Origin of the sequence: Peribacillus tepidiphilus (assembly GCF_009466385.1) — a bacterium.
GTDB lineage: Bacteria > Bacillota > Bacilli > Bacillales > DSM-1321 > Bacillus_BN > Bacillus_BN tepidiphilus.
The window spans coordinates 31,663-54,840 of sequence record NZ_WIAQ01000027.1 but is presented as its reverse complement, the minus strand read 5'-3'; the positions used below and the strand labels follow the sequence as shown (position 1 = coordinate 54,840).

The window sequence follows — 23,178 nt, the reverse complement described above, 5'->3', positions numbered from 1 at the left end:
CGCCTCAAGGCGGCCCGCTTAGTCCACTTTTATCAAACATCATGCTTCATGAATTGGATAAGGAGCTGGAGAAACGTGGACATAAGTTTGTCCGGTATGCGGATGACTGTAACATCTACGTGAAAACAAAGAAAGCAGGAGTTCGTGTCATGAACTCCATTACCCACTTTATTGAGAAGGAGTTAAAGCTCAAGGTAAATAAAGAGAAATCGGCGGTAGACCGTCCTTGGAAACGGAAGTTTCTTGGTTTCAGCTTCACATCCAATAAAACACCAAAGGTACGGATTGCGAACGAAAGTGTGAAACGATTGAAAGATAAGATTCGTGAAATCACATCAAGATCCAAACCGTATCCAATGGAGAGAAGGATTGAGAAACTGAACAAGTATTTAATGGGATGGTGCGGATACTTTGCCTTGGCAGAAACACCAAGTAAGTTCAAAGAATTTGATGAATGGATTAGACGAAGGCTTCGGATGTGTTTATGGAAAGAATGGAAAACTCCGAAAACAAGAATTCGGAAACTCAGAGGATTAGGTGTTCCAAGCCATAAAGCATTCGAATGGGGCAATACACGCAAGAGATATTGGCGGATTGCCTGCAGTCCCATTCTACATAAAACCCTCGACAACTCCTATTGGAGTCACCGAGGGTTAAGAAGTCTAACTGAAAGGTATCAGACTCTACGTCATACTTAATTGAACCGCCGTATACCGAACGGTACGTACGGTGGTGTGAGAGGTCGGGGGTTAGTCACCCCCTCCTACTCGATATTATTTATGAAATAAAAAAAGAGATCCTATAGCAACAATGGATTAAGGACTTGACTCAACAATGATATGTTAGATACTCAGAGCGTTTAAAAAAGATGATTCAGTTGCCTTGTTGCTAAAGTTTCGCTTAAATAAAGGGAGGAATCGCTTAAATGAAAGGCGTTTTCGCTTAAATCAAAGGTATTTTCGCTTAAATCAAGAGAAGTTTCGCTTAAATCGGGGAATTTTTCGCACGTATAGAAACACAGATTATTTTGGTTATATATAAAAGGAGAGAAAAATGAAAAACAATATACTGACCAACAATTGGGCGAAATATCTTGAGGAAGAGTTCGAAAAGGAGTATTTTCAAAACCTCAAAACGTTTTTAATGAAAGAATATGAGGACACTACCGTATATCCCGATAGAAAAGATATCTTTAACGCGCTCCATTTTACCGATATTGATCAAGTGAAAGCTGTCATTTTAGGGCAAGATCCCTATCACGGAGAGGGACAGGCTCATGGACTAAGCTTCTCTGTAAAGCCGGAAGTCGCTATTCCTCCTTCTTTAAAGAACATATACAAAGAATTACATGACGATATCGGGTGTCCGATTCCTGACCACGGATATTTAACTAGCTGGGCCAAACAAGGTGTATTACTGCTCAATACAGTGCTGACAGTCCGGAAAGGACAGGCACATTCCCATAAAGGAAAAGGGTGGGAAATCTTCACCAATAAGATTATTTCTGTTTTGAACGAAAGAGAAAAGCCGATCGTGTTTATCCTTTGGGGAAAGCCTGCTCAAAGTAAGCTAGAGCTAATCGACTCTTCAAAGCATTTTGTCATCCAATCACCACATCCAAGCCCACTTTCTGCAAGGACGGGTTTCTTTGGAAGCAGGCCATTTTCAAAGACAAATGATTATCTAAAAAATATTGGCGAGGACCCGATTAATTGGGAAATCCCTAACAAGAGCTTTCTCTGATTTTCGACAATGTTTCACATGAAACATTTCACATCGACAATATTACAAGACAAGCTTCAACAATATTTCCTAAGAAATAATTCAGGTGCATTCTTCATCATAAATCAAATAGGTTTGTCTACAATATTAATTTATTTAATCCCAGCCCATACTTTTTGTTAGAATAAGAGAGGTATGAAATGGGGATGAAAAAATGGAGAATAAAAGAATAAACTGTATGAAATGTATTCACTTTTACGTAACGTGGGATCCGAAGTTCCCAAAAGGGTGCAGGGCATTTCAATTTAAAACAGCATCTATGCCTTCACTAGCCGTCTTTCAATCTTCGGGGCAAGCTTGTATGAAATTTGAGGAGAAGAAATGAAACCATTGTGATTAGATGTGCTATAGGTAAGGATTTGGAACTTATGATACAATGTACGTTGTACGAGGTGATCAAGTGAATATTTCATCTGAGCAACTATTCAATAAAATGGAAGAATTGTTGCAGAAGGCAAAAAATACGTCTAATGAAGAAGCAAAAAAAGGGTATGTGATGGCAATACAGGCATTATGTGAGTTAGTGACAGGGGAAAAGAATGAATCTAAATCAGTCTTGAAGCAGTCGCCTGCTTCTTTACCTCTCAGTATGGCAATGGAACAGAGACCTTCTCAAACAAATATGTCGTTGCAACAAAAACCACTAGAATTAGAAGATGCCAATGGATCCTCTTTGTTGGATTTTTAAAAAGATGGACTCCTTTTTTTCAAGCTAATATGGGCGGAATTCCGCTTTTTTAAGAGAGGAGAAAAACATGAAGCTATTTATTATTTTTGGAGCTTTACATGCATTTTTAGCCGTGTCATTCGGAGCTTTCGGTGCACATATACTCGAAGGAAAACTTCCAGACAAATACATGGGTACATGGGAAAAAGCGGTTACCTATCAAATGCTGCATGCTACGGGTCTTTTAATTGTCGGACTATTGGCCGGAAAGCTTAATGGTGTTCCTTTAATTAATTGGTCCGGTTGGATGATGTTCATCGGGATTCTGTTATTTTCCGGAAGCTTGTATGTTTTAAGTGTAACGCAAATTAAAGTGCTTGGCGCTATTACGCCTTTCGGGGGCGTTTCGTTCTTAGCGGCATGGGTGCTTTTGATTATTGCAGCATATAAATATTTATAGAATGTGTGGGAAATAATAAAATCGTTTAATTTTAATCTCAAGCTTCCTATTAGTGCTATACATTTACTCCTAGAACAACCTCTTTTTAGGGCTCACATAGCTTAAACTAAAATTCATGGAAAAAACACTGCAGCCATCGCTAGTTGCAGTGTTTTTCTATTTTTCTAGCTCTATAAGTGACAGCTTTTTTAGGAAAAGACCTTTTACGACAAAATGATTGTCATTTGAAGAATTTTCCCGTCAGAGCCAACCAGGCGCTATCCGCTTTTCTAAATTATCTTGGTGGATACGTTGCCATCGGCTGGACGCTGTTAAAAGGATATTCATATTCGATTTCTTCATCAAAGGTAATATAATCAACATAAACCATTGGCAGCAGGTAACGAGTTCCGGTTTGAGGATCGCTGAGGATAACATGATCCCGACCTGCAGCTTCAATAATACCCTTAAAAATTTTAGCATTCCATTCTCTATTGTTTTCAAAGGTGGCATAGATTGTAGCTAGCTTGCCTTTATTTAATCGAAGGATATTTTCAATATAGGATTGTTCTAAAGGCAGCATACCTGGGATTTGTGGAGCAGTAGTTGGTGCACTTACCGGAAAAGGAACCTGCATACCGGGCTGAGCGGTCTGTTGCTGTTGTTGTTGTTGGTAATATTGCATTTGACGATACATCGCCTCCTGTTGAGGATTCTGCGCTCCCCCGTAGTATTGGGCCTGAGGGGCAGTATAACCATAATTCAAATAAGGATTGCTGTTGTTTTGATTCATCCTTAATCCTCCATATCTTAAAAAATTCACTTTAATAATCAGAGATTTTCACTATTTAATATGTATGGTTTTTTTTTAGGAATATTCCAGGCGAGAAAAATTTTCTAAAGACTAAAAGGGGAGTTAGGTTGAGCATACGGATTACTGAAAGGCAGTTCATGAAAAGCGAATGGTATTTTCAAATACAGAGGTATAATCATACTTAGGATCTTTCGATTACTTACCGAGATCATTCAATCGTTCCGATGATTTTCGATCATTCATCAGAATAATTCGATTACTCCACTAAAAAAAGCTGACTCAAAGGTCGGTATAAAAGACCATTTGGTCAGCTCTTCTTTTTAAGTGAAGAATGTTACTTCGCTGTTTTTTTAAAACAGGCGCATTCCGCTTTTCTTTTATACGTGTAAGAAAGCTGGAATACGTTCTTCTTTGAGAAGGTTTCCGACAAAGAAGGAGCCGAATTCGCCGTAGCGAGCGCTTACTTCGTCAAAACGCATTTCGTAAACAAGCTTTTTAAATTGTAGGACGTCGTCAGAGAATAAAGTGACTCCCCATTCGTAATCATCAAAGCCAACAGAACCAGTGATGATTTGTTTTACTTTTCCTGCGTATTGGCGACCGATCATGCCATGGGAACGCATCAAGCGGCGGCGTTCTTCCATCGGGAGCATATACCAGTTATCATTACCTTGGCGACGCTTGTCCATTGGGTAAAAGCAAACATGCTTTGCTTTTGGAAGGATTGGATAAAGTCGTGATAGGATTTCTGGGTTTTGATATGGATCTTCATCAGCTGGGAGATAGTTGCTTAATTCTACCACTGACACATAAGAGTGTGTAGGAATTGTATATTCAGCAAGCTTTGACTTGTTGAATTCCGTTTCGATTTCATTTAGCTCTTCCATTGTTGGACGAACAAACATCATCATGAAATCTGCTTTTTGACCAACAATGGTATAGAGAGCATGGCTGCCTTCTTTTTTCTCTTGTGTTTTATTCCATTTTTCAACTAACCCTAAAAATTCGGAAATCGCTAATTGACGCTCATCACTTGAAAGCATTTTCCATGCTGTCCAATCCATTGCACGGAAGTCATGCAGGCAATACCAGCCATCAAGAGTTTGTGCTGCTTCGCTCATTATGATCACTCCTATAATATATGTATTTTTAAAAAACTTTTTCCTCGGATGCCGGACAAAGAGTAGGTGTAGCCCGGTCCTTTTTCTATTCATCAATACTATACCACAGTTTTAGAAAAATAATAGAAAGAGAAGCACTAAATTTGTGAGATTGTTTTGAATTATTGGAAGAGATAGATGAACCCATAGCAGTAGGTTTAATTCTGAGGAAATAGGAAATGATTAAATTGAAGTAGGGTTTAATTTATTAATATTTCAGAATAAAAGAACATTAATAATGTAAACGTTTTCAATATCTTGATAAATAGAATTTTTTTTTTGATAGGAGTATCCTAAGGAAGAGAGTAAATAAGGAGGATTTTGTTGTGAGTGATTTATTTTCTGTATTGAAAGAAAAGGTTTCAGGACGCAATTTGAAAATCGTATTTCCTGAAGGTACGGATGAGAGAATATTAAAAGCAGCAGGAAGACTGGCTGCTGAGAAATTAGTAACCCCTATTTTAGTTGGGAATAAAGAAGAAATTCAAAAGCTTGCTGATCAACACGGCGTTTCTTTAGAAGCTGCAGAAATTTATGATCCACAAAACTTCCCGATGATGGATGAATTGGTTGCAGCTTTTGTTGAGCGTCGAAAAGGGAAGGTATCAGAAGAGGATGCAAGAAAAATTCTGCTTGATGAGAACTATTTCGGCACTATGTTAGTATATGTTAACAAAGCAGATGGTCTAGTTAGCGGAGCTGCCCATTCGACAGCGGATACAGTGCGCCCTGCCTTACAAATTATCAAAACGAAAGAAGGCGTAAGGAAAACTTCAGGCGTGTTTATTATGGTGCGCGGTGATGAGAAATATGTTTTTGCAGATTGTGCAATCAATATTGCACCTGACAGCCAAGACCTTGCTGAAATTGCCCTTGAAAGTGCAAAAACAGCTAAAATGTTTAATATTGAACCAAGAGTGGCAATGTTAAGCTTTTCAACAAAAGGCTCTGCTAAATCTCCTGAAACAGAAAAGGTTTCTGCTGCAGTAGAAATTGCTAAGCAGCGTGACCCACAGTTGGTGCTTGATGGAGAGTTCCAATTTGATGCAGCGTTTGTTCCATCTGTTGCAAAGAAAAAAGCTCCAGATTCACCAATCCAAGGTGACGCAAATGTTTTTGTATTCCCTAGCTTAGAGGCAGGAAATATCGGCTACAAAATTGCACAGCGCTTAGGTAATTTCGAAGCGGTCGGTCCAATTTTACAAGGATTAAATCGCCCGGTTAATGACTTATCACGCGGATGCAATGAGGAAGATGTGTATAAGCTTGCAATCATCACAGCAGCGCAAGCTCTTCAGCAGTAATAACAACGATCGGCATCCTGTACAGATAATGCAGGATGCTTCTTTTTTAAAAAGAAAAAGAAAGTATATGCTATAATGAGCGAGGTATGTTAAACAAAAGGAGAAAGCTGTATGATCGGAGTTACGACATTATTGGACCAACCTGAATGGAGGGTCATTGATCAATCTTCCATGGGGCCATTTTTTTCAGCCCTTCAGTCATTTGCTACAGATGATACCCTATGCCACTCAGCCGGTGCCGGGCTTACCCCAGCTGTTGCAAGAGCATGGGTTCATCATAATACCATTGTATTGGGTATTCAAGATACGCGCCTGCCTTTTATAAAAGAAGGGATTTCTTTTTTAAAAGAGCTAGGGTTTGATGTGATTGTTAGAAATTCTGGCGGGCTAGCAGTTGTCTTAGACGAAGGCGTGCTAAACATCTCACTGGTTTTCCCTGAAAAGACAAAGAGTATAGACATTAATCGAGGATATGATGCAATGTATGATCTAGTCCGCGATATGCTATCGGATTTTGACTCAAATATTGAAGCGAGAGAAATTGTTGGTTCCTATTGTCCGGGCAGCTATGATCTAAGCATCGATGGAAAAAAATTTGCCGGGATTTCTCAGCGAAGAATCCGGAATGGGGTAGCTGTGCAAATTTATTTATGTGTAAGTGGGAGTGGTTCTGAGCGTGCTGCGATCATACGTGATTTTTACCAGCTGGCCAAAGGATCTAAAGACACGAAATTTCAATATCCTGTCATCATCCCAGAAGTAATGGCTTCATTAAGCGAGCTTTTAGGTACTTCGCTTACTGTGCAGGACATGATGCTTCGACTGTTAAAAACACTTAAAAATCACAGTCGAAAAATATTTGCAACCCAACTAAGCGAGCAAGAAATCACTCTCTATGAGGGATATCTTAAAAGAATACAAGAACGGAATGAAAAAATGATTGGGGTCTATGAATAGAGGGCAACCCAAGCTTTCCCATCTCTTCTTATAGAAGAGTACGAGTTACAAATGGGTTACCCTCTATTCATTGTTAGAATCAACCTACTAAAAATATAAAAACGAGTAGTAAGTTGCCAACCTGTTCTCCAATATTATTTATTATTCTGCTAGTTTTTCTAAATTTCCGTTGCGGTCCATTTTAAATTTAGTAGTAGGTCTCTCGTCTTCTTCGAGAAGAACCAGTTTACGAGCACGATTCATGATTTTCATAAGTGTTTCGTAATCCTCTTGGATGACCTCTGAATTTTGTTCTAGATGTTCAATCTTATTTTCTAACTCTTGATTACGCTTCTTCAATTCTTTTATTTCCAGCTTTAATCTTTCGTTCTCTGTTTTTAGTACTTCTGAATGAAGCTGTTGAGTATTTAAAGTTTGCAGGTAGGTAATGACCGTATCTAAATGAAGAGACTCGCTCGTATAAGAAACACTGGCTGCACTTTCACTTGAGTAAGTAGGGATTTTCTCATTTTTTATGACTACATCCTCAGCTGTTTGGTTAAGTTCGTCTTGGGAATAGGCTGTCAGTTCTTTCGGCTCCGGAAGTAGGCCAACTTCCATAGAAGTCGGTGATGGAGGTGTATACAGGAGCTTCTTCTTGCCTCCCTGGTCTTTTCCAAGCATTCTTTGACGCTGTTTTCTTTGCTTTTTAGCCAGCTGAAGTGCCTTTTCATAATTGTGGCGAACGACTGCGTTCCATCGGAAACCACAGGCTGCTGATGTTCGATTTAGCTTATCTCCCACTTCCTCAAATGCATTTAGCTGAGTGCTGCCTTCTCTCACATGACGCAGCACGGTTTCGGCTAAAAGTAAATCATCTTCTTCTGTCCAAGCATCTTGACGTACTTTCATATTTTTCATCCTTTCTCTTAAAACTCAATCTATAAAATTCAAAGAAGTCATCAAAAATGGGTATAGAATGATGTTTTTTCAATTTCTAGTTACATTTTGGACAGATTAGTAAATTTTTATACAAGGAAACTAGTTTTTTTGTAGGAATTAGGAAGCTTTTGGATTAGGGGATGGTTCGAACTCTGTTTTTTAATCTGAACTATAAAATATATTTAGATAGGCTTGATTCTTGCCGGAATGGGAAAAATGTTAATAGTTACAGGTTGAAATTATAAAGAAGAAACTGTAAAATACCCTTTAGCTGTTTAGAAATGTACGTTCTTTTTAATTAAAAAATCCCTTTACCATAAATCGTCATTTAATCGATTATTTTAATATACTCACATCTTATAAAGAAAGGATGAGTGAATAGGGATGGCTAATGAGTTTCGTATTTGCGATGATTGTCAGGCTACAAATATCAAAACGCTCATTCCGAAGCTGAAAAACCTTGATCCCGACGCAACGATTGAGATCGGTTGTCAATCTTATTGTGGACCAGGTAGAAAAAAATCCTTCGCCTTTGTAAATAATCGTCCAGTATCAGCTCCGACAGAGGACGAGCTCATTGAAAAGGTAAAGAAAAAAATCAAATAATCATGATTCAATCGCCTTACACCATATTGTGAAAGGTGATTTTTTTTCCGAGGAACGAATATCCTTTTTATGCTTTGGACTTGAGTGATGTATGAATTTCCATAAAATTCTTATTCTTTCCTTATCTTTTATTGATAAAAGAGCTATAATAAAAGCATACTAGTTTACAGGTTGAGACGTTATCGCAATGACTTAAATAAAGATATATATGCTAAAAAATGAGGGTAGCCGATGGGATATTCTACTGAAAAACTTAGTGAAGAAAAGGTATTTAAAGACCCCGTTCACCGCTATGTACATGTAAGGGACAGGGTGATCTGGGATTTGATCGGAACAAAGGAATTTCAGCGCTTACGAAGGATTCGGCAGCTGGGGACAACTTTTTTGACATTTCACGGAGCCGAGCATAGCCGTTTGAATCATTCCTTAGGTGTATACGAAATTGTACGTCGAATTATAGACGATGTTTTTGCAGGACGGCCTGAATGGAACGAAGACCAACGTCTTTTATCCCTATGTGCCGCGCTACTTCACGATCTCGGGCATGGTCCATTCTCTCACTCTTTTGAAAAAGTTTTTGATTTAGACCATGAGGATTTTACGAAAGAAATTATTCTAGGAGATACCCAAGTCAATAAAGTGCTTCAGAAGGTAGAACCCGGTTTTCCGAAGAAAGTGGCAGAAGTGATTGGTAAAACATATGAAGATAAACTTGTGGTTAGCTTGATTTCAAGCCAAATTGATGCCGATCGTATGGACTATCTTCAACGGGATGCTTATTTTACAGGTGTAAGCTATGGTCATTTTGATATGGAAAGAATTTTGAGAGTAATGCGTCCGAGAGAAGATCAAGTTGTGATCAAGAGCAGCGGGATGCATGCGGTAGAAGACTACATAATGAGTCGCTATCAGATGTATTGGCAAGTCTATTTCCATCCGGTTACGAGAAGCGCAGAGGTCATATTATCAAAAATTCTTCATCGGGCTAAGCATTTGTACAAACAGGGATATCGTTTTAAACAGGATCCGGTTCATTTTTACACGTTGTTTGCTGGCAAAATATCTTTAGCTGATTATTTAAAGCTGGATGAAGCGGTTATGCTCTATTATTTTCAGCAGTGGGAAGATGAAGAGGATACTATATTAAGTGATTTATGCAGCCGTTTTGTCAATCGTAATCTTTTTAAATATATTGAGTTTCAACCTTCTAACCAGGGGATGAGCAAGCTTGTCGAGCTCAATAAGCTCTTTATTAAGGCAGGAATTGATCCTGAATATTATTTGGTCGTAGATTCATCCTCAGACCTTCCCTATGATTTTTATCGTCCAGGTGAAGAAGAGGAAAGGTTACCGATCCATCTACTTAAGAGTAATGGAGACATTAGAGAGCTTTCTAGGGAATCGGAAATTGTTGATGCTATTTCAGGTAAAAGAAGAACGGACCACAAGCTCTATTTCCCGGAAGATTTTTTACGAGATGAAACGTCGAAAAAGAACATTAAAAGACAAATTCGTAAGCTGCTTGAGCTGGACTGAGCTTCGGACGCTTTTCTAATTACTGATAAGGAGTGACGTGTCTTGTTTAAAGACCACGCAAAAATTATTTATGCCATTGCGGCTGTTGGGGAAATTGCTGGTAGAAAAAAGCTGCAAAAAATGATTTATATCGCGAAGAAAATATCGTTTCCTTTTCAGGAAAAATTTCAATTTCATTTTTATGGACCGTATTCAGAGGAACTAACCCTGAGAATAGAAGAGCTGTGCAACATGGGCTACTTGAATGAATCGAAGGAAAAAAAGAATGGGTATCATCAATATTGTTATTCTTTGACGGAATCCGGTAAGGAATTTCTTCAGCTACAAAAGTTGGACATGCATAATTTAGAGGCTTGCTTATCGGATATGAACGAACAAAATGCAAGATTTTTAGAGCTTGTTTCCACCATTCTATATTTCGAGAACCTTCAGCGTGAAGAAGTGGAAGAAAAGATTTTCACCTTAAAAAGCAAGCAAAAATACACAACAGAAGAAATTACCGAAGCGTATGCTTATATTGATCGGTTAAAAGGTATGGCAGGATTGCAATAAAATAATGAAGAGGGTGACTCAAGACCAAGAACCAAGCCCCTTTAGCCTATTTTAGGCGTAAGCGGGTTCCAGGCAATTTGAAGTCACCCTTTTTGGTTACTATGTAAAGTTATTGATCGCTTAGTCGTTTACCGGCTACAGCGTAGTGGTTTTTTGACATTTCCTCAATGAAAACGACGATGTTTTCTTTTGGAGCGCCAGAAGTTTCAGCAACAGCTTCCGTTACCTTTTCAACTAAAGCTTTCTTCTGTTCTTCTGTACGGCCTTCTAACATTTTTACAGTTACGTAAGGCATGTATTTTCTCCTCCTTTCATATCCTATGCTTGTAGTTTTTCACATCGTGAATGGAAAATCAAGCGGTATAGCTGTAGGAAAAGAAATGTGAAGAGGACTCTGCTAAACTTTGAAGGAAGATTCATGTATACTATGTATGAATATAGAATTGAGGTGGAGTTTTTGGACTTTTTATCAAGTGTTTTAAGATTCTCATTAGAGGAATTGCCATATGTTATTATTGCGCTGCTTATCGCTTTTACCATACATGAATTTGCACATGCTTATGTAGCCTATAAATTTGGAGATCCAACAGCCAAAAATCAAGGAAGACTTACTTTAAATCCAATTGAACATATAGATCCTATTGGAACGATTTTAATTTTAATTGCAGGATTCGGCTGGGCAAGACCTGTTCCCGTCAATCGTTCTCATTTTAAAAATCCACGCCTGGCAGGTATATTAGTATCTGTAGCCGGTCCATTAAGCAACTTGCTTATTGCCATAATCGGCTTCATTGTATGGTACGGCCTTCTTGGTCTTGGAGTAGGGATGGATTCATTTGAATTTATTCCAAACCTGCTTAATACAATCATTCATTTAAATATTTTACTTTTTGTTTTTAATCTATTACCGTTTCCGCCTCTAGATGGGTATCGTATTATAGAAGATTTAGCTCCCGTTCATTTGCGGGCAAAAATGACCCAATTCGAGCAATACGGAGCGCTAATTTTCTTGATTCTTGTACTTACTCCGCTGGATCATTATACGATTCAACCAATCTTTAATACGGTGATTCCGTTTGTGATGAGCGGTTTAAATGAATTTTTCTATAACTTGTTCTTATAATTGGAAAGGGTGCTGGAAAATGGACGGACAACCAAAAAAGAAAATAGAGTTCAATATCATCAAAAATGATTCCACCGATGGCCATGGCGGATTTGGTGTTGGTGCACTAAGCTTAGAAAATGTGTCTCCTGTTATTATTGATGTGGAAGCAGGAGAAGCTGTTGTAGATGTCGGAGCGATGCATGCAAGAAGTGCTGTAGAAAAAGGGATTAAGTTTTTGCCAAACAAAGAAGAAGTGCCAAATGGGAAGCCTTATTGGCTCGTTTGGGTTGCTATTGAACGGAGAGCGGAAGGTCCCTATTATGCCGGCGTTACCGCATGTGAAATGACGGTCGATAGGGAAATCCGGAGAGGTTACAAATCGCTTCCTGAGCACGTAAATAAGCTGGATAAGGCACTAAAGCGAAAGATCATGGTCGATCACATGGATGCTAAGTCAAAAAATGTTTTAAAAGAGTTCCTTGTTAAACATGATGCCGGTATGTGGGAAAGATCGTCAGACGAATTAAAAAAGCAGCTTTCTTAATAAGGAAACATGATTGAAAAATAATTTCTCCTTTAAGAATGTGAGAAATATTTGTCGAAACTGTGAAAATTCTATAAATAAAAACATAGGACTTGTAGAAAAGCTTTAAAATCAGTAAACTTATTTACAGCGTGCAACCGCTGTAAAACTAGGACACGAAAAACCTCGAAGCTGCCAATTTAGCTTCGAGGTTTTTCTTTTATTGCCCCCAAAAAATTCGATACCAAGGCTTCTTTTGTGGTTTTTTCGATTCCTCACGAGTACCTTTGTCTTCGTTTTCTATATGCTCCATGCAAACTTCAGTTGGTTCTGTACCTTTTACAAAATAGGTAAGGCGAGAAACTGGGCAATTCTCAGTAGCTAATTTTCCGTTAAAAGGATTTACATATACCCCAACCACATTAGAGGTTGGTCTAAACGTTTTAAAGCTTGAATCCTGTAGACTTTTTTCCATAAACCTTGCCCATATTTTTTTGGCATACAGTTTTTCTGCAGGTTTATCAATCGTTTGGGAATGATCGTAGCCAACCCATACTCCTGTCACAACCTGAGGTGTGTAGCCGATCATCCAGCTGTCCGACTTCGTAGTTCCGGATTTACCGGCATATTGCCTCGTCAGTTCAGGAATAATCGCAGTACCTGTAACGGCAGCATAGCTGCTGAGTCTTTTATCGAAAATACTGGTAAGCATGCTCGTCAACACAAAGGTATGGTCCGGATCTAATATCTGCTCCCTTTCTGAACGATGTTCAAAAATAACTTCACCCTTATGATTTTCTACTCTTTTAATAAAAACCGGACGAATTTTCTTCCCGTTATTAGCAAGCATTCCATAAGCATTCACCATATCGATCACTCGAACGCCTGATGTTCCAAGTGCCAAAGAAGGAAGATGACTCATTTTTGTTGTGATGCCGAATTTTTCAACCATTTCCGCTAATGTTTCCTCACCCAAAAACAAATGCGTCTTGACCGCATAAATATTGTCAGAAACAGCGATGGCCTGGGTCATTGTAATATCATCATTGGCATATTGATGATTAAAGTTATTAGGAGAGTATGAGGCTCTTCCGTCGTCAAATTGAAAGGTGGTTGCTTCACTTCTTAACGTTGAAGATGGTGTAAAGCCATGCTCAAGGGCAGCATAATAAAGAAAAGGCTTAATGGTAGAGCCTGGCTGACGAACCGCCTGAGTCGCTCGATTAAAAGAGCTTTTTTCGTAATCCCTACCCCCAATAAGCGCTTTGACTTCCCCCGTTTTTGGATTCATCGCAACCATGGCACCCTGGATATCGGAATGATTCGAAATGACATGGTTGAGCGTATCTTCAGCGATCCTCTGATAATCCAAGTCTAATGTCGTATAAATTTTTAAACCACCTAGTTCAATTGTACGATCATCTATATGTAAATCTCTTTTTAAGGCTTGTTTAACCGCATCTTGAAAATAAGGGGCAATATGATTCTCAACATGTAGATGTTTCCCGTTTAAAGAAAGGATGGCTTTGGATGCAGCGAATACCTCTTCTTCAGAAATAGCTCCCACTGCCTTCATGGATTGAAGAACAATCTTTTGTCTCCTTTTAGCGTTCTCTAAAGAAACGAATGGAGAATAATGCGAAGGACCTTTTGGAATGCCAGCTAGTATAGTGGCTTCACTTAAGCTTAATTCCTTAGCATCTTTACCGAAGTAATATTGACTGGCAGCTTGTACACCATATGCCCCGTGCCCATAATAAATCGTGTTTAAATAACCTTCTAAAATTTGATCCTTTGAGTAGTTCATTTCAATCCGTATTGTATAGAGAGCTTCGTCGAGTTTTCGCTTCCATGTTTTGTCATGCTCTAGAAACAAATTACGTGCGTATTGCTGTGTGATTGTGCTGGCACCTTGCACCTTAGCCATAGCTTTAATATCCGCTAGTATGGCTCCGGCAATCCGTTTAAAATCAAAGCCGCTATGAGAATAAAATTGCCGGTCTTCAACAGCGATTACAGCATCAATTAAATAAGGAGATATATCATCAAGCTTTACCCAATATCTTTTTTCTCCGTTATGGGTCTCTCCAATTATTGAACCGTCGTCGCTATAATATAGGGAGGACTGTGGCACCGCTAGCGGTGGTGCACCAAGAATTTTTGCGTATAAGAGGACAGAACCGTAAAGCAATAAGACAACAATGAAACTAAGCAAGAAAAATAGGATCCCTGCTCTTATATACTTTGCTGTATTTTTAAAACGTTGTCCTGTCATCAGTTCCATTGCCCTCACCTCTTTAAACCAAATTACTATTCAGTATGAAAAAAATAAGGGAGTTTTAAACATCTTCAGTTCAAAACAAAATTTTTTCTTGCATTTTTTTTGAATTGTTCTATACTTTTCCTGTGCTTAAAAAAAGAAAAGCGGAAAGCGCCAGAATGAAGAAAGTTATGCTTTCTTTAACTAAAAACGTAAACAAAAACCCGGTACACCTTTCTGAATGGAAAGGAATGGACCGAGTTTTTTTACATGAAATTTTAAGCTTTTACATGTTTGTAATATCCATGTTAGGGAACGTTAAAAATGGTAGGATAGGATGAAATAACGATCCTTAGCGTACAATAATGACTCTATTATGAAAGGAAGCGACAAGAATGGGATTATGGTTTACTGAGAAACAAACTGAAAACTTTGGAATCACAATGAAAGTGAATAAAACTTTACATACAGAACAGACTGATTTTCAAAAATTGGATATGGTCGAAACAGCCGAGTGGGGGAACATGCTGCTTTTAGACGGCATGGTTATGACTTCTGATAAGGATGAGTTTGTCTATCATGAAATGGTGGCGCACGTTCCTTTATTTACTCACCCTAACCCTGAGCACGTGCTAGTAGTAGGTGGAGGAGACGGTGGGGTAATCCGTGAAGTATTAAAGCATCCTAGCGTTAAAAAAGCTACACTTGTAGAAATTGATGGCAAAGTAATCGAGTATTCTAAAAAATATCTTCCTGCTATTGCAGGTATGCTTGATGATGAGCGTGTAGAAGTGAAAGTGGATGACGGATTCATGCACATCGCACAAGCGGAAAACCAGTATGACGTGATTATGGTAGATTCAACAGAGCCGGTTGGTCCAGCAGTTAATCTATTTACAAAAGGATTCTATGCTGGAATCTCAAAAGCGTTAAAAGAGGACGGAATTTTTGTTGCACAATCTGACAACCCTTGGTTCAAGGCTGACTTGATTCGTCAGGTTCAAAAGGATGTAAAAGAAATCTTCCCAATTACACGTCTTTACATTGCGAATATTCCAACGTATCCAAGTGGCATGTGGTGCTTCACGCTTGGTTCTAAAAAATATGATCCATTAGAAGTAAGCGAAGACCGTTTCCATGATATCGACACGAAGTATTATACGAAGGAGCTTCACAAAGCGGCATTTGTTCTGCCTAAGTTTGTTGGAGATTTAACGAAGTAATGAAAATATTTGCGGTTGAAGAAAAAGAGGCTCATTTGTCAGTGACTGGTTCTTTTATGGGTCTCTCTTGACCGCTATTTAAGAGGAGGATGAAAGTATGCGTTTTGATGAGGCTTATTCTGGTAATGTTTTTATCAAAAGCCATCCTAATTTTGAGGAATCTGAAGCTGTTTTATACGGTATGCCAATGGATTGGACGGTAAGCTATCGTCCCGGCTCTCGATTCGGTCCGACTCGCATTCGTGAGGTTTCCATCGGTCTTGAAGAATACAGCCCATATTTAGACCGTGAACTAGAAGAAGTAAAATATTTTGATGCAGGGGACATCCCGCTTCCTTTTGGCAATGCCCAAAGAAGCCTGGATATGATTGAAGAATTTGTGGATAAGGTATTGGAAGCAGGCAAGTTCCCGATTGGAATGGGCGGTGAGCATCTTGTATCTTGGCCAGTCATGAAGGCAGTAGCGAAAAAGTATCCGGACTTAGCCATCATCCACATGGATGCTCATACAGATCTTCGTGAGCATTATGAAGGAGAGCCTCTGTCCCATTCAACTCCAATTCGCAAAATAGCGGAGCATATTGGACCAGAAAACGTCTACTCTTTTGGAATCCGTTCCGGTATGAAGGAAGAGTTCCAATGGGCGAAGGAAAACGGCATGCATATTTCCAAATTTGAAGTACTGGAGCCGTTAAAAGAAATCTTGCCTAAGCTTGCTGGACGTCCTGTATACGTAACGATTGATATTGACGTTTTAGATCCTGCACATGCACCGGGAACGGGAACAGTTGATGCTGGAGGCATTACATCCAAAGAGCTGTTGGCTTCTATCCACGAAATCGCAAAATCCGATGTACGTGTTGTCGGCTGCGATCTAGTTGAAGTAGCACCAATTTATGATGTTTCAGAACAAACAGCCAATACAGCAAGCAAACTGATCCGTGAAATGATTCTCGGATGGGTACAAAAACGATAAAGTAAAGCTTCCATCAGTGGGGTTTTACTGCCCGTTAATGCGGGATAAGTGTTATGATCATTAAGCTCGGATAAGTTTATCCGGGCTTTTTCCCCATTCTTTCTACATAAACAAAGGGTAATTAGTGTAAGTATAGTAATTTTCACCAAACTCTTACAAAAAGATAATCTATTCAGTGAAATCCTCCGTACAATGTTGAAACTTCCCAACAGAATATTTATACTAATGAAAGCGATAAGAGGGAATACAAGGATGTGTAATCATTGTCAGAAAAAAAGAATGTGAAGGTTCATTTAAAAACTACAATCACAACCGGAGAGGATACGGAAACGTATGAATTTCTGACATTCGGAACCTCGCAGCTTAAAGGAAATACACTTTACCTGCAATACGAAGAGGTCCAGGAGGATCACCAAAAGGTACAAACGACCGTAAAATGGACGGATGAAGAAGCTTTCATTATGAGAAGCGGTGCCATTAAAATGAGACAACGCTTCATACGTGATGCACACACTATAGGAGTGTATGAAAGTCCGTACGGCGCTTTGAATATGAACACATTGACGAAAAAAATGGAGTATTCATGGAATAATCATACAAAAGAAGGTAAGATTATTCTAATTTATGAATTGGCGATTCAAGGAAATGAAATCGGTCGGTATGAAATGACAATTGGCTATAAGGAGGAAAACATTCAATGAACATTTCAGCACAAGTGCAGGAAAAATTAAAGCAGGAGATAAAAGAGGCCGTACTAAAAGCTAACTTAGCTACAGAAGAGCAAATCCCGAATGTCATCCTAGAAACACCAAAGGATAAAGCACATGGAGATTATTCTACAAATATGGCCATGCAGCTAGCAAGAGTCGCGAAAAAAGCTCCACGCATGATTGCGGATGCAATTGTTGAGAACTTTGATCGCTCCAAAGCTTCTATTGAAAAAATTGAAATTGCCGGACCTGGCTTTATCAATTTTTATATGGATAACAGCTATTTAACGGAGCTCATTCCGACAATTCTTGAAGCAGGGGAAAAGTACGGGGAGAGTACATTTGGCAATGGTCAAAAAATCCAAGTTGAGTTTGTTTCAGCCAATCCGACCGGAGACCTTCATTTAGGGCATGCTCGTGGTGCAGCAGTTGGTGATTCGTTATGTAATATTCTCGAAAAAGCAGGTTATGATGTGACAAGAGAATACTACATTAATGATGCAGGAAACCAAATTAATAACCTTGCTTTATCTGTTGAAGCACGTTATTTTCAAGCATTAGGTCTTGAAAAAGACATGCCAGCAGATGGTTATTACGGTGAAGACATCATCGGAATTGGTAAGGCATTGGCAGAAGAATTTGGTGATAAGTTTGTCAATGTTGATGAGAAAGAACGCTTCGAGTTTTTCCGTGAGTACGGTTTAAAATATGAAATGGAAAAGCTGAAAAAGGATTTAGAGAATTTCCGCGTAGGCTTTGATGTGTGGTATTCGGAAACCTCCCTTTATCAAAACGGAAAAATTGATGAAACGCTAGAAATATTGAAAGAGCGCGGACATATTTATGAAAAGGATGGAGCGACCTGGTTCCGTTCAACTGCACTTGGGGACGATAAAGACCGTGTTTTAATTAAACAAGATGGCTCTTATACGTATTTAACTCCGGATATTGCCTATCACCGCGACAAATTAGAGCGTGGCTTTGAAAAAATCATTAACATCTGGGGAGCGGATCATCACGGTTATATTCCACGTATGAAAGCAGCCATTGAGGCTTTAGGATACGATCGTGACCAGCTTGAGGTCGAAATTATTCAGCTTGTTCACCTTTATAAAAATGGTGAAAAAATGAAAATGAGCAAGCGTACAGGTAAAGCAGTTACAATGCGCGATCTTATTGAAGAAGTGGGATTAGACGCTACACGTTATTTCTTTGCCATGAGAAGTGCAGATACTCACATGGACTTTGACCTTGATCTAGCAGTTTCCCAATCAAACGAAAACCCAGTTTTCTATGCTCAATATGCACATGCTCGTATTTGCAGTATCCTGCGCCAAGGAGAAGAGCAGGGCTTATCCTATGAAGGAAATTTAGATTTAACACAAATTTCTGCTGAAAAAGAAATGGAAGTATTGAAAAAGCTTGGCGAATTCCCGCAAGCAATAGTGGAAGCAGCTGAAAAACGTTTGCCGCATCGCATCACAAACTATATTTTTGATTTGGCATCTTCTTTCCATAGCTTCTATAATGCAGAAAAAGTGTTAGATATCGACAATGTAGAGCGCAGCAAGGCTCGTCTCGCTCTAATCAAGTCTGTTCAGATTACGTTGAAAAACGCGTTAGCTTTAATCGGTGTTTCAGCACCTGAAAAAATGTAATAGATTAAAAAGGGGCTTCTCTTCACGGAGAAAGCCCTTTTAATATTGTAGGCAAAGTATATTTCACGCCTAGTTCCAGCTCCTTCGCCTTTTTAGAAGTGTAAAAAGTAACGTTTGCGGGGTTATTGCAATAATCGGCGGAATTCTTCCCGAAACCGGCGGGAATTATTAGAAAACTGGCGGGATTATATTGGAAACGCGCGGGATTATACAAAACCTTCCTGGATGTAGCAATCCCACAATTGATGAAAGCAATCCAAATTCAAAACGAATTGGTGCTACCCCAGATCCCCCATTTCACAGAAAAGTGGATACCAGTGCCGCGACCCTTTCCTTTAGATCCCGCCAAGGATTTGGCTTGTTCAAGTCTTGAAGTGTTAGGGGGAGGCAGTTTTCCAAATCCTGTTCCAATTCTTTTCTCATTTGTTTGATGCATTTTTTGTCATATATATAGCAATTCATCTCATGATTGAGAAAAAAGCTTCTCTTATCAAAGTTTGCAGTTCCAATATCCAAGATTTCATCATCTATTAGGATAAATTTAGCATGGTAAAATCCTTTTTGATATTGATAGATTTTCGCTCCTTCTTGAATAAGAATACGAAAATACTTAAAAGATGCTTCTTTAACAAGGGGATGGTCAGAATGAAAAGGAACAATGACCGTAATTTGAATTTTTTTCCTGAGTAAGCTACGGAGTAATTCGAAAATGCGATCACTTGGAATAAAATAGGGTGTTCCGATCACGACTGCCCTTTTTGCTCTCCCAAGGATCTCGCTATATATTTCTTCTAAAAACACACCTTCAGTAGGCTTTAGTTGATGCTCGCTATCCCCTTGAAAAAGGGGGGGATAATATTTTTCATGATGCATTTCTTTAGAGTCCGTTGCCTGTTGCCAATCTAATAAAAACTCTTCTTGCAAATCACGGACACCTTCTCCCAAAATTTTTAGGTGATAATCACGCCAAGGACTTAATTTGGGATCTTGGTCGATATATTCTTTTCCGATATTGAAGCCGCCAAGGTATCCGATCTTTCCGTCAATAACCGTAATCTTCCGATGATTCCTTTCTTGAAATGAATAAAACAAAAAGGGGGGCCTAGGAACCTGACAAAAAGAGAAGTGTGCACCGTTTGCGATTAAATCCTTAACCATGCTCCTTTTTACTTTGTTGCTCCCCACCCAATCGAGTAAAAGTTTTACTTCGACGCCTTCCTTTGCTTTTTGTTTAAGCAAGCTGAAAAAGTCTTTACTGAATTGGTCATTCTTTACAATGTAAAATAAAATATGGATATGCTGCTTAGCAGAACGAATTTCTGCAAACATGTCTGAAAAAAGAGGATTTCCGTTAGAAAAAAGCTGAATATTGCTCTTCCTCAGCGGATAATCTTTTTCTTTGAGCCCGGCCAAATGTTTTTTTCTTCCGAGTTTATAGTCCATTATGAGCCAAATGGATAAAATAGCAGCGATTCCGGCAATGATGAAGATTACTTTCACTCTAGACCCTCTCTTCGTAAACAGCGGTACAATTTGATTCTTTTATTCTGTCTCAAATATTCGATATCAAACCGTTTTATCTGAAAGTAAAAACATAATCCTGTTTCAAAAGAAACAGTTGACTGAATGCTCATTCATTATATAATGATAATAAGAATAAAATTTCTGAATAAATATAATTTTTGTGTAATTTTTTTTAATGCTTTCTCAAAGAAAGGAGTTTATAGAATGACAGGGTTACTTTGGATTAATTTGATTGCATTCTTACTTGTAACTGCTTACGCTGTCAGCTTGTTTGTATATTTGATTCGAACAAGGATTCAATACATCAAACTGGGCAAAAAAGTGGAATTTGACAACAAGGTAAAAGAACGTTTAGACATGGTATGGGTGAACGTGTTTGGGCAAAAAAAGCTGTTGAAGGATAAGAAGAGCGGCGTAATTCACGTCATGTTTTTCTACGGATTTATTCTGGTTCAGCTTGGCGCGATTGATTTCATTTTGAAAGGTATTAAACCAGGAGCACATTTTCCGCTTGGACCTTTATATCCTGGCTTCACTTTCTTTCAGGAAATTGTTTCGCTCATTATTTTGGTTGCGGTCGTTTGGGCATTTCATCGTCGCTACATCGAAAAGCTAGTTCGTTTGAAAAGGGGCTTTAAGTCTGGACTTGTCCTTATATTTATCGGCGGATTGATGCTTTCCGTATTATTTGGTAATGGAATGTCTATGATTTGGCATGGTCATGAAGCTTCCATGGCTGAACCTGTTGCATCTCTCATTGCTGGTGCATTTGGATGGTTGGGTGAAACGGGAGCCATTGTTGGCTTTTATATTGCTTGGTGGATTCATACCATTTTCCTTTTATCTTTCTTAGTGTATGTACCGCAATCAAAACATGCTCACTTAATTGCAGGACCTGCGAATGTTTACTTTCATCGATTATCTAATCCTGGTAAATTATCCAAGATCAACTTTGAAGATGAGTCGCAGGAATCCTTCGGTGTCGGAAAAATTGAAGATTTTACTCAATATCAGCTAATTGACCTGTATGCATGTGTAGAGTGTGGACGATGTACAAATATGTGTCCGGCTACCGGAACAGGAAAAATGCTTTCGCCAATGGATTTAATTTTAAAGCTGAGAGACCATTTAACGGAAAAAGGTGCTGTTATGACACAAAAACAGCCTTGGGTTCCGGGATTTATTTTTCATCATACAAGAGGAAATCAGCTTGCTTTAGCAGCTGCAGGTCAAGGCGTACAGGAGCAGGCAGCAGCATCTCTTTATAATCCTAGCTTAATTGGGGAAGTCATTACAGAAGAAGAAATTTGGGCTTGTACAACATGCCGAAACTGTGAAGATCAATGTCCAGTTATGAATGAGCATGTGGAAAAAATTATTGACCTGCGTCGTTATCTTGTATTAACAGAAGGTAAGGTTGATCCAGATGCACAACGTGCTATGCAAAATATTGAACGTCAAGGAAATCCTTGGGGACTTAACAGAAAAGAAAGAGAAAACTGGCGTGAGGCTCGTGAAGATGTTCATGTACCAACTGTAAAAGAGATGAAAAAAGCAGGAGAAGAGTTTGAATATCTATTCTGGGTTGGATCTATGGGATCCTATGATAACCGAAGCCAAAAAATCGCTCTATCTTTTGCGAAGCTGCTTAATGAAGCAGGAGTGAAATTTGCGATTCTTGGAAACAAGGAAAAGAACTCAGGAGATACGGCGCGACGCCTTGGAAACGAGTTTTTGTTCCAAGAGCTTGCAACAAACAATATTGATGAATTTGAGAAAAATGAAGTGAAGAAAATTGTAACGATCGATCCGCATGCTTATAACATTTTTAAAAATGAGTATCCTGACTTTGGATTGGAAGCGGAAGTATATCACCATACTGAAGTGCTTGCAAAGCTTGTAAAAGAAGGCAAGCTAGTACCAAAGCATGAAGTGAAGGAGACCATTACGTTCCATGATTCTTGTTACTTAGGCCGCTACAATGAAGTGTATGATGCGCCACGCGATATTCTTCGAGCTATACCAGGTGTTAAGCTAGTGGAAATGGAAAGAAACCGTGAAACAGGTATGTGCTGTGGAGCCGGTGGAGGTCTCATGTGGATGGAAGAAGAAACAGGTCACCGTATTAACGTAGCCCGTACGGAGCAAGCACTTGCAGTTAATCCATCCGTCATCAGTTCAGGGTGTCCTTATTGCTTAACGATGATTACGGACGGAACGAAAGCAAAAGAAGTAGAAGAACAGGTAAAAACATATGATGTGGCTGAACTTCTTGAAATGTCTGTAGTGGGTACAAAACAAACAATAGCTTCTTAATTCATATAATAAAAGGCAACATTTATGAAGAAAAATGTGAACGAGCTTCAGCGATCTGGGACAGCTTTCTAAGCTGTCTCGAGGTCATAAACACAAAGATGTGACATAGATTAGTAGAGAGGAAATTTTTTTCTTTTAAAAAATA

22 protein-coding genes are annotated in these 23,178 nt (G+C 38.9%); 16 read left to right on the top strand and 6 right to left on the bottom strand.

What is annotated here, in order from left to right:
* From GD441_RS13805 to GD441_RS13790, 4 genes are all read left to right on the top strand, one after another.
* Positions 1–698 (top strand): group II intron maturase-specific domain-containing protein (locus tag GD441_RS13805; RefSeq protein WP_263862451.1); only part of this gene is annotated, 698 nt, incomplete at its 5' end.
* Between the two features lie 355 nt (positions 699–1,053).
* A complete protein-coding gene (locus GD441_RS13800) occupies positions 1,054–1,743 on the top strand; it encodes a uracil-DNA glycosylase (protein ID WP_153127015.1) in 690 nt (229 codons plus the stop codon).
* A gap of 439 nt (positions 1,744–2,182) precedes the next feature.
* On the top strand, positions 2,183–2,470 hold the full coding sequence (locus GD441_RS13795; protein WP_153127014.1) for a YwdI family protein: 288 nt from the start codon (positions 2,183–2,185) through the stop codon (positions 2,468–2,470).
* 67 nt (positions 2,471–2,537) lie between these two features.
* Positions 2,538–2,909, top strand: a complete 372-nt coding sequence (locus GD441_RS13790; RefSeq protein ID WP_153127013.1) for a DUF423 domain-containing protein — start codon at positions 2,538–2,540, stop codon at positions 2,907–2,909.
* Between the two features lie 274 nt (positions 2,910–3,183).
* On the opposite strand, the gene gerQ is transcribed toward GD441_RS13790, so the two are convergent.
* Positions 3,184–3,681, bottom strand: a complete 498-nt coding sequence (gerQ, locus tag GD441_RS13785; protein WP_153127012.1) for a spore coat protein GerQ — start codon at positions 3,679–3,681, stop codon at positions 3,184–3,186.
* 398 nt (positions 3,682–4,079) lie between these two features.
* Entirely contained in the window at positions 4,080–4,823 is a 744-nt protein-coding gene (hemQ, locus tag GD441_RS13780; protein WP_153127011.1) for a hydrogen peroxide-dependent heme synthase, read from the bottom strand.
* Between the two features lie 365 nt (positions 4,824–5,188).
* On the opposite strand from hemQ, the gene pta reads away from it, so the two are divergent.
* Both pta and lipL read left to right on the top strand, forming a co-directional pair.
* Positions 5,189–6,166, top strand: a complete 978-nt coding sequence (pta, locus tag GD441_RS13775) for a phosphate acetyltransferase (protein WP_153127010.1) — start codon at positions 5,189–5,191, stop codon at positions 6,164–6,166.
* 111 nt (positions 6,167–6,277) lie between these two features.
* Positions 6,278–7,123, top strand: coding sequence for an octanoyl-[GcvH]:protein N-octanoyltransferase (gene lipL, locus GD441_RS13770; protein ID WP_153127009.1), 846 nt, complete (start codon positions 6,278–6,280; stop codon positions 7,121–7,123).
* A 141-nt stretch (positions 7,124–7,264) separates the two neighbouring features.
* Here the strand turns inward: lipL and GD441_RS13765 are convergent, their stop codons facing one another.
* Positions 7,265–8,014, bottom strand: coding sequence for an RsfA family transcriptional regulator (locus tag GD441_RS13765; protein WP_153127008.1), 750 nt, complete (start codon positions 8,012–8,014; stop codon positions 7,265–7,267).
* Positions 8,015–8,428: 414 nt separating this feature from the next.
* Between GD441_RS13765 and GD441_RS13760 the strand changes: the two genes are divergently transcribed.
* From GD441_RS13760 to GD441_RS13750, 3 genes are all read left to right on the top strand, one after another.
* Positions 8,429–8,650 (top strand): YuzB family protein, encoded by a 222-nt coding sequence (locus GD441_RS13760; RefSeq protein WP_153127007.1) that lies wholly within the window; start codon positions 8,429–8,431, stop codon positions 8,648–8,650.
* A gap of 231 nt (positions 8,651–8,881) precedes the next feature.
* Complete coding sequence (locus GD441_RS13755) at positions 8,882–10,186, top strand: HD domain-containing protein (protein ID WP_153127006.1); 1,305 nt, start codon at positions 8,882–8,884, stop codon at positions 10,184–10,186.
* A gap of 42 nt (positions 10,187–10,228) precedes the next feature.
* Positions 10,229–10,738, top strand: a complete 510-nt coding sequence (locus tag GD441_RS13750) for a YwgA family protein (protein ID WP_153127005.1) — start codon at positions 10,229–10,231, stop codon at positions 10,736–10,738.
* A gap of 109 nt (positions 10,739–10,847) precedes the next feature.
* On the opposite strand, the gene GD441_RS13745 is transcribed toward GD441_RS13750, so the two are convergent.
* Entirely contained in the window at positions 10,848–11,060 is a 213-nt protein-coding gene (locus GD441_RS13745; protein ID WP_263862452.1) for a 2-hydroxymuconate tautomerase, read from the bottom strand.
* Positions 11,061–11,156: 96 nt separating this feature from the next.
* Between GD441_RS13745 and GD441_RS13740 the strand changes: the two genes are divergently transcribed.
* Positions 11,157–11,861, top strand: coding sequence for a site-2 protease family protein (locus GD441_RS13740; protein ID WP_420849705.1), 705 nt, complete (start codon positions 11,157–11,159; stop codon positions 11,859–11,861).
* 19 nt (positions 11,862–11,880) lie between these two features.
* Complete coding sequence (locus GD441_RS13735; protein ID WP_153127003.1) at positions 11,881–12,387, top strand: YwhD family protein; 507 nt, start codon at positions 11,881–11,883, stop codon at positions 12,385–12,387.
* A 199-nt stretch (positions 12,388–12,586) separates the two neighbouring features.
* On the opposite strand, the gene GD441_RS13730 is transcribed toward GD441_RS13735, so the two are convergent.
* Complete coding sequence (locus GD441_RS13730) at positions 12,587–14,650, bottom strand: transglycosylase domain-containing protein (protein ID WP_153127002.1); 2,064 nt, start codon at positions 14,648–14,650, stop codon at positions 12,587–12,589.
* Between the two features lie 371 nt (positions 14,651–15,021).
* Here GD441_RS13730 and speE point away from each other — a divergent pair, with 371 nt between their 5' ends.
* The 4 genes from speE (at position 15,022) to argS (ending at position 19,193) form a co-directional block, all read left to right on the top strand.
* A complete protein-coding gene (gene speE / locus GD441_RS13725) occupies positions 15,022–15,849 on the top strand; it encodes a spermidine synthase (RefSeq protein WP_153127001.1) in 828 nt (275 codons plus the stop codon).
* Positions 15,850–15,946: 97 nt separating this feature from the next.
* Positions 15,947–16,825: an agmatinase gene (gene speB / locus GD441_RS13720; RefSeq protein ID WP_153127000.1), complete on the top strand. Its 879-nt coding sequence runs from the start codon at positions 15,947–15,949 to the stop codon at positions 16,823–16,825.
* A 263-nt stretch (positions 16,826–17,088) separates the two neighbouring features.
* Entirely contained in the window at positions 17,089–17,526 is a 438-nt protein-coding gene (locus GD441_RS13715; RefSeq protein ID WP_153126999.1) for a YwiB family protein, read from the top strand.
* On the top strand, positions 17,523–19,193 hold the full coding sequence (argS, locus tag GD441_RS13710) for an arginine--tRNA ligase (RefSeq protein ID WP_153126998.1): 1,671 nt from the start codon (positions 17,523–17,525) through the stop codon (positions 19,191–19,193). Before GD441_RS13715 ends, argS begins: the two co-directional genes overlap by 4 nt.
* A gap of 297 nt (positions 19,194–19,490) precedes the next feature.
* Here the strand turns inward: argS and cls are convergent, their stop codons facing one another.
* A complete protein-coding gene (gene cls / locus GD441_RS13705) occupies positions 19,491–20,693 on the bottom strand; it encodes a cardiolipin synthase (protein WP_225434238.1) in 1,203 nt (400 codons plus the stop codon).
* Between the two features lie 228 nt (positions 20,694–20,921).
* On the opposite strand from cls, the gene GD441_RS13700 reads away from it, so the two are divergent.
* Positions 20,922–23,033 (top strand): (Fe-S)-binding protein, encoded by a 2,112-nt coding sequence (locus GD441_RS13700; RefSeq protein WP_153126997.1) that lies wholly within the window; start codon positions 20,922–20,924, stop codon positions 23,031–23,033.
* Positions 23,034–23,178 lie beyond the last annotated feature (145 nt).

Excerpts from the sequence above, each read along its gene's own strand:
- GD441_RS13740 (WP_420849705.1), top strand. The coding sequence starts at position 11,157 with ATGTATACTATGTATGAATATAGAATTGAGGTGGAGTTTTTGGACTTT.
- gerQ (WP_153127012.1), bottom strand. The coding sequence starts at position 3,681 with ATGAATCAAAACAACAGCAATCCTTATTTGAATTATGGTTATACTGCC.
- GD441_RS13700 (WP_153126997.1), top strand. The coding sequence starts at position 20,922 with ATGACAGGGTTACTTTGGATTAATTTGATTGCATTCTTACTTGTAACT.
- GD441_RS13755 (WP_153127006.1), top strand. The coding sequence starts at position 8,882 with ATGGGATATTCTACTGAAAAACTTAGTGAAGAAAAGGTATTTAAAGAC.
- hemQ (WP_153127011.1), bottom strand. The coding sequence starts at position 4,823 with ATGAGCGAAGCAGCACAAACTCTTGATGGCTGGTATTGCCTGCATGAC.
- lipL (WP_153127009.1), top strand. The coding sequence starts at position 6,278 with ATGATCGGAGTTACGACATTATTGGACCAACCTGAATGGAGGGTCATT.
- GD441_RS13735 (WP_153127003.1), top strand. The coding sequence starts at position 11,881 with ATGGACGGACAACCAAAAAAGAAAATAGAGTTCAATATCATCAAAAAT.
- speB (WP_153127000.1), top strand. The coding sequence starts at position 15,947 with ATGCGTTTTGATGAGGCTTATTCTGGTAATGTTTTTATCAAAAGCCAT.
- GD441_RS13730 (WP_153127002.1), bottom strand. The coding sequence starts at position 14,650 with ATGGAACTGATGACAGGACAACGTTTTAAAAATACAGCAAAGTATATA.
- GD441_RS13800 (WP_153127015.1), top strand. The coding sequence starts at position 1,054 with ATGAAAAACAATATACTGACCAACAATTGGGCGAAATATCTTGAGGAA.
- argS (WP_153126998.1), top strand. The coding sequence starts at position 17,523 with ATGAACATTTCAGCACAAGTGCAGGAAAAATTAAAGCAGGAGATAAAA.
- GD441_RS13760 (WP_153127007.1), top strand. The coding sequence starts at position 8,429 with ATGGCTAATGAGTTTCGTATTTGCGATGATTGTCAGGCTACAAATATC.
- GD441_RS13790 (WP_153127013.1), top strand. The coding sequence starts at position 2,538 with ATGAAGCTATTTATTATTTTTGGAGCTTTACATGCATTTTTAGCCGTG.
- GD441_RS13765 (WP_153127008.1), bottom strand. The coding sequence starts at position 8,014 with ATGAAAGTACGTCAAGATGCTTGGACAGAAGAAGATGATTTACTTTTA.
- speE (WP_153127001.1), top strand. The coding sequence starts at position 15,022 with ATGGGATTATGGTTTACTGAGAAACAAACTGAAAACTTTGGAATCACA.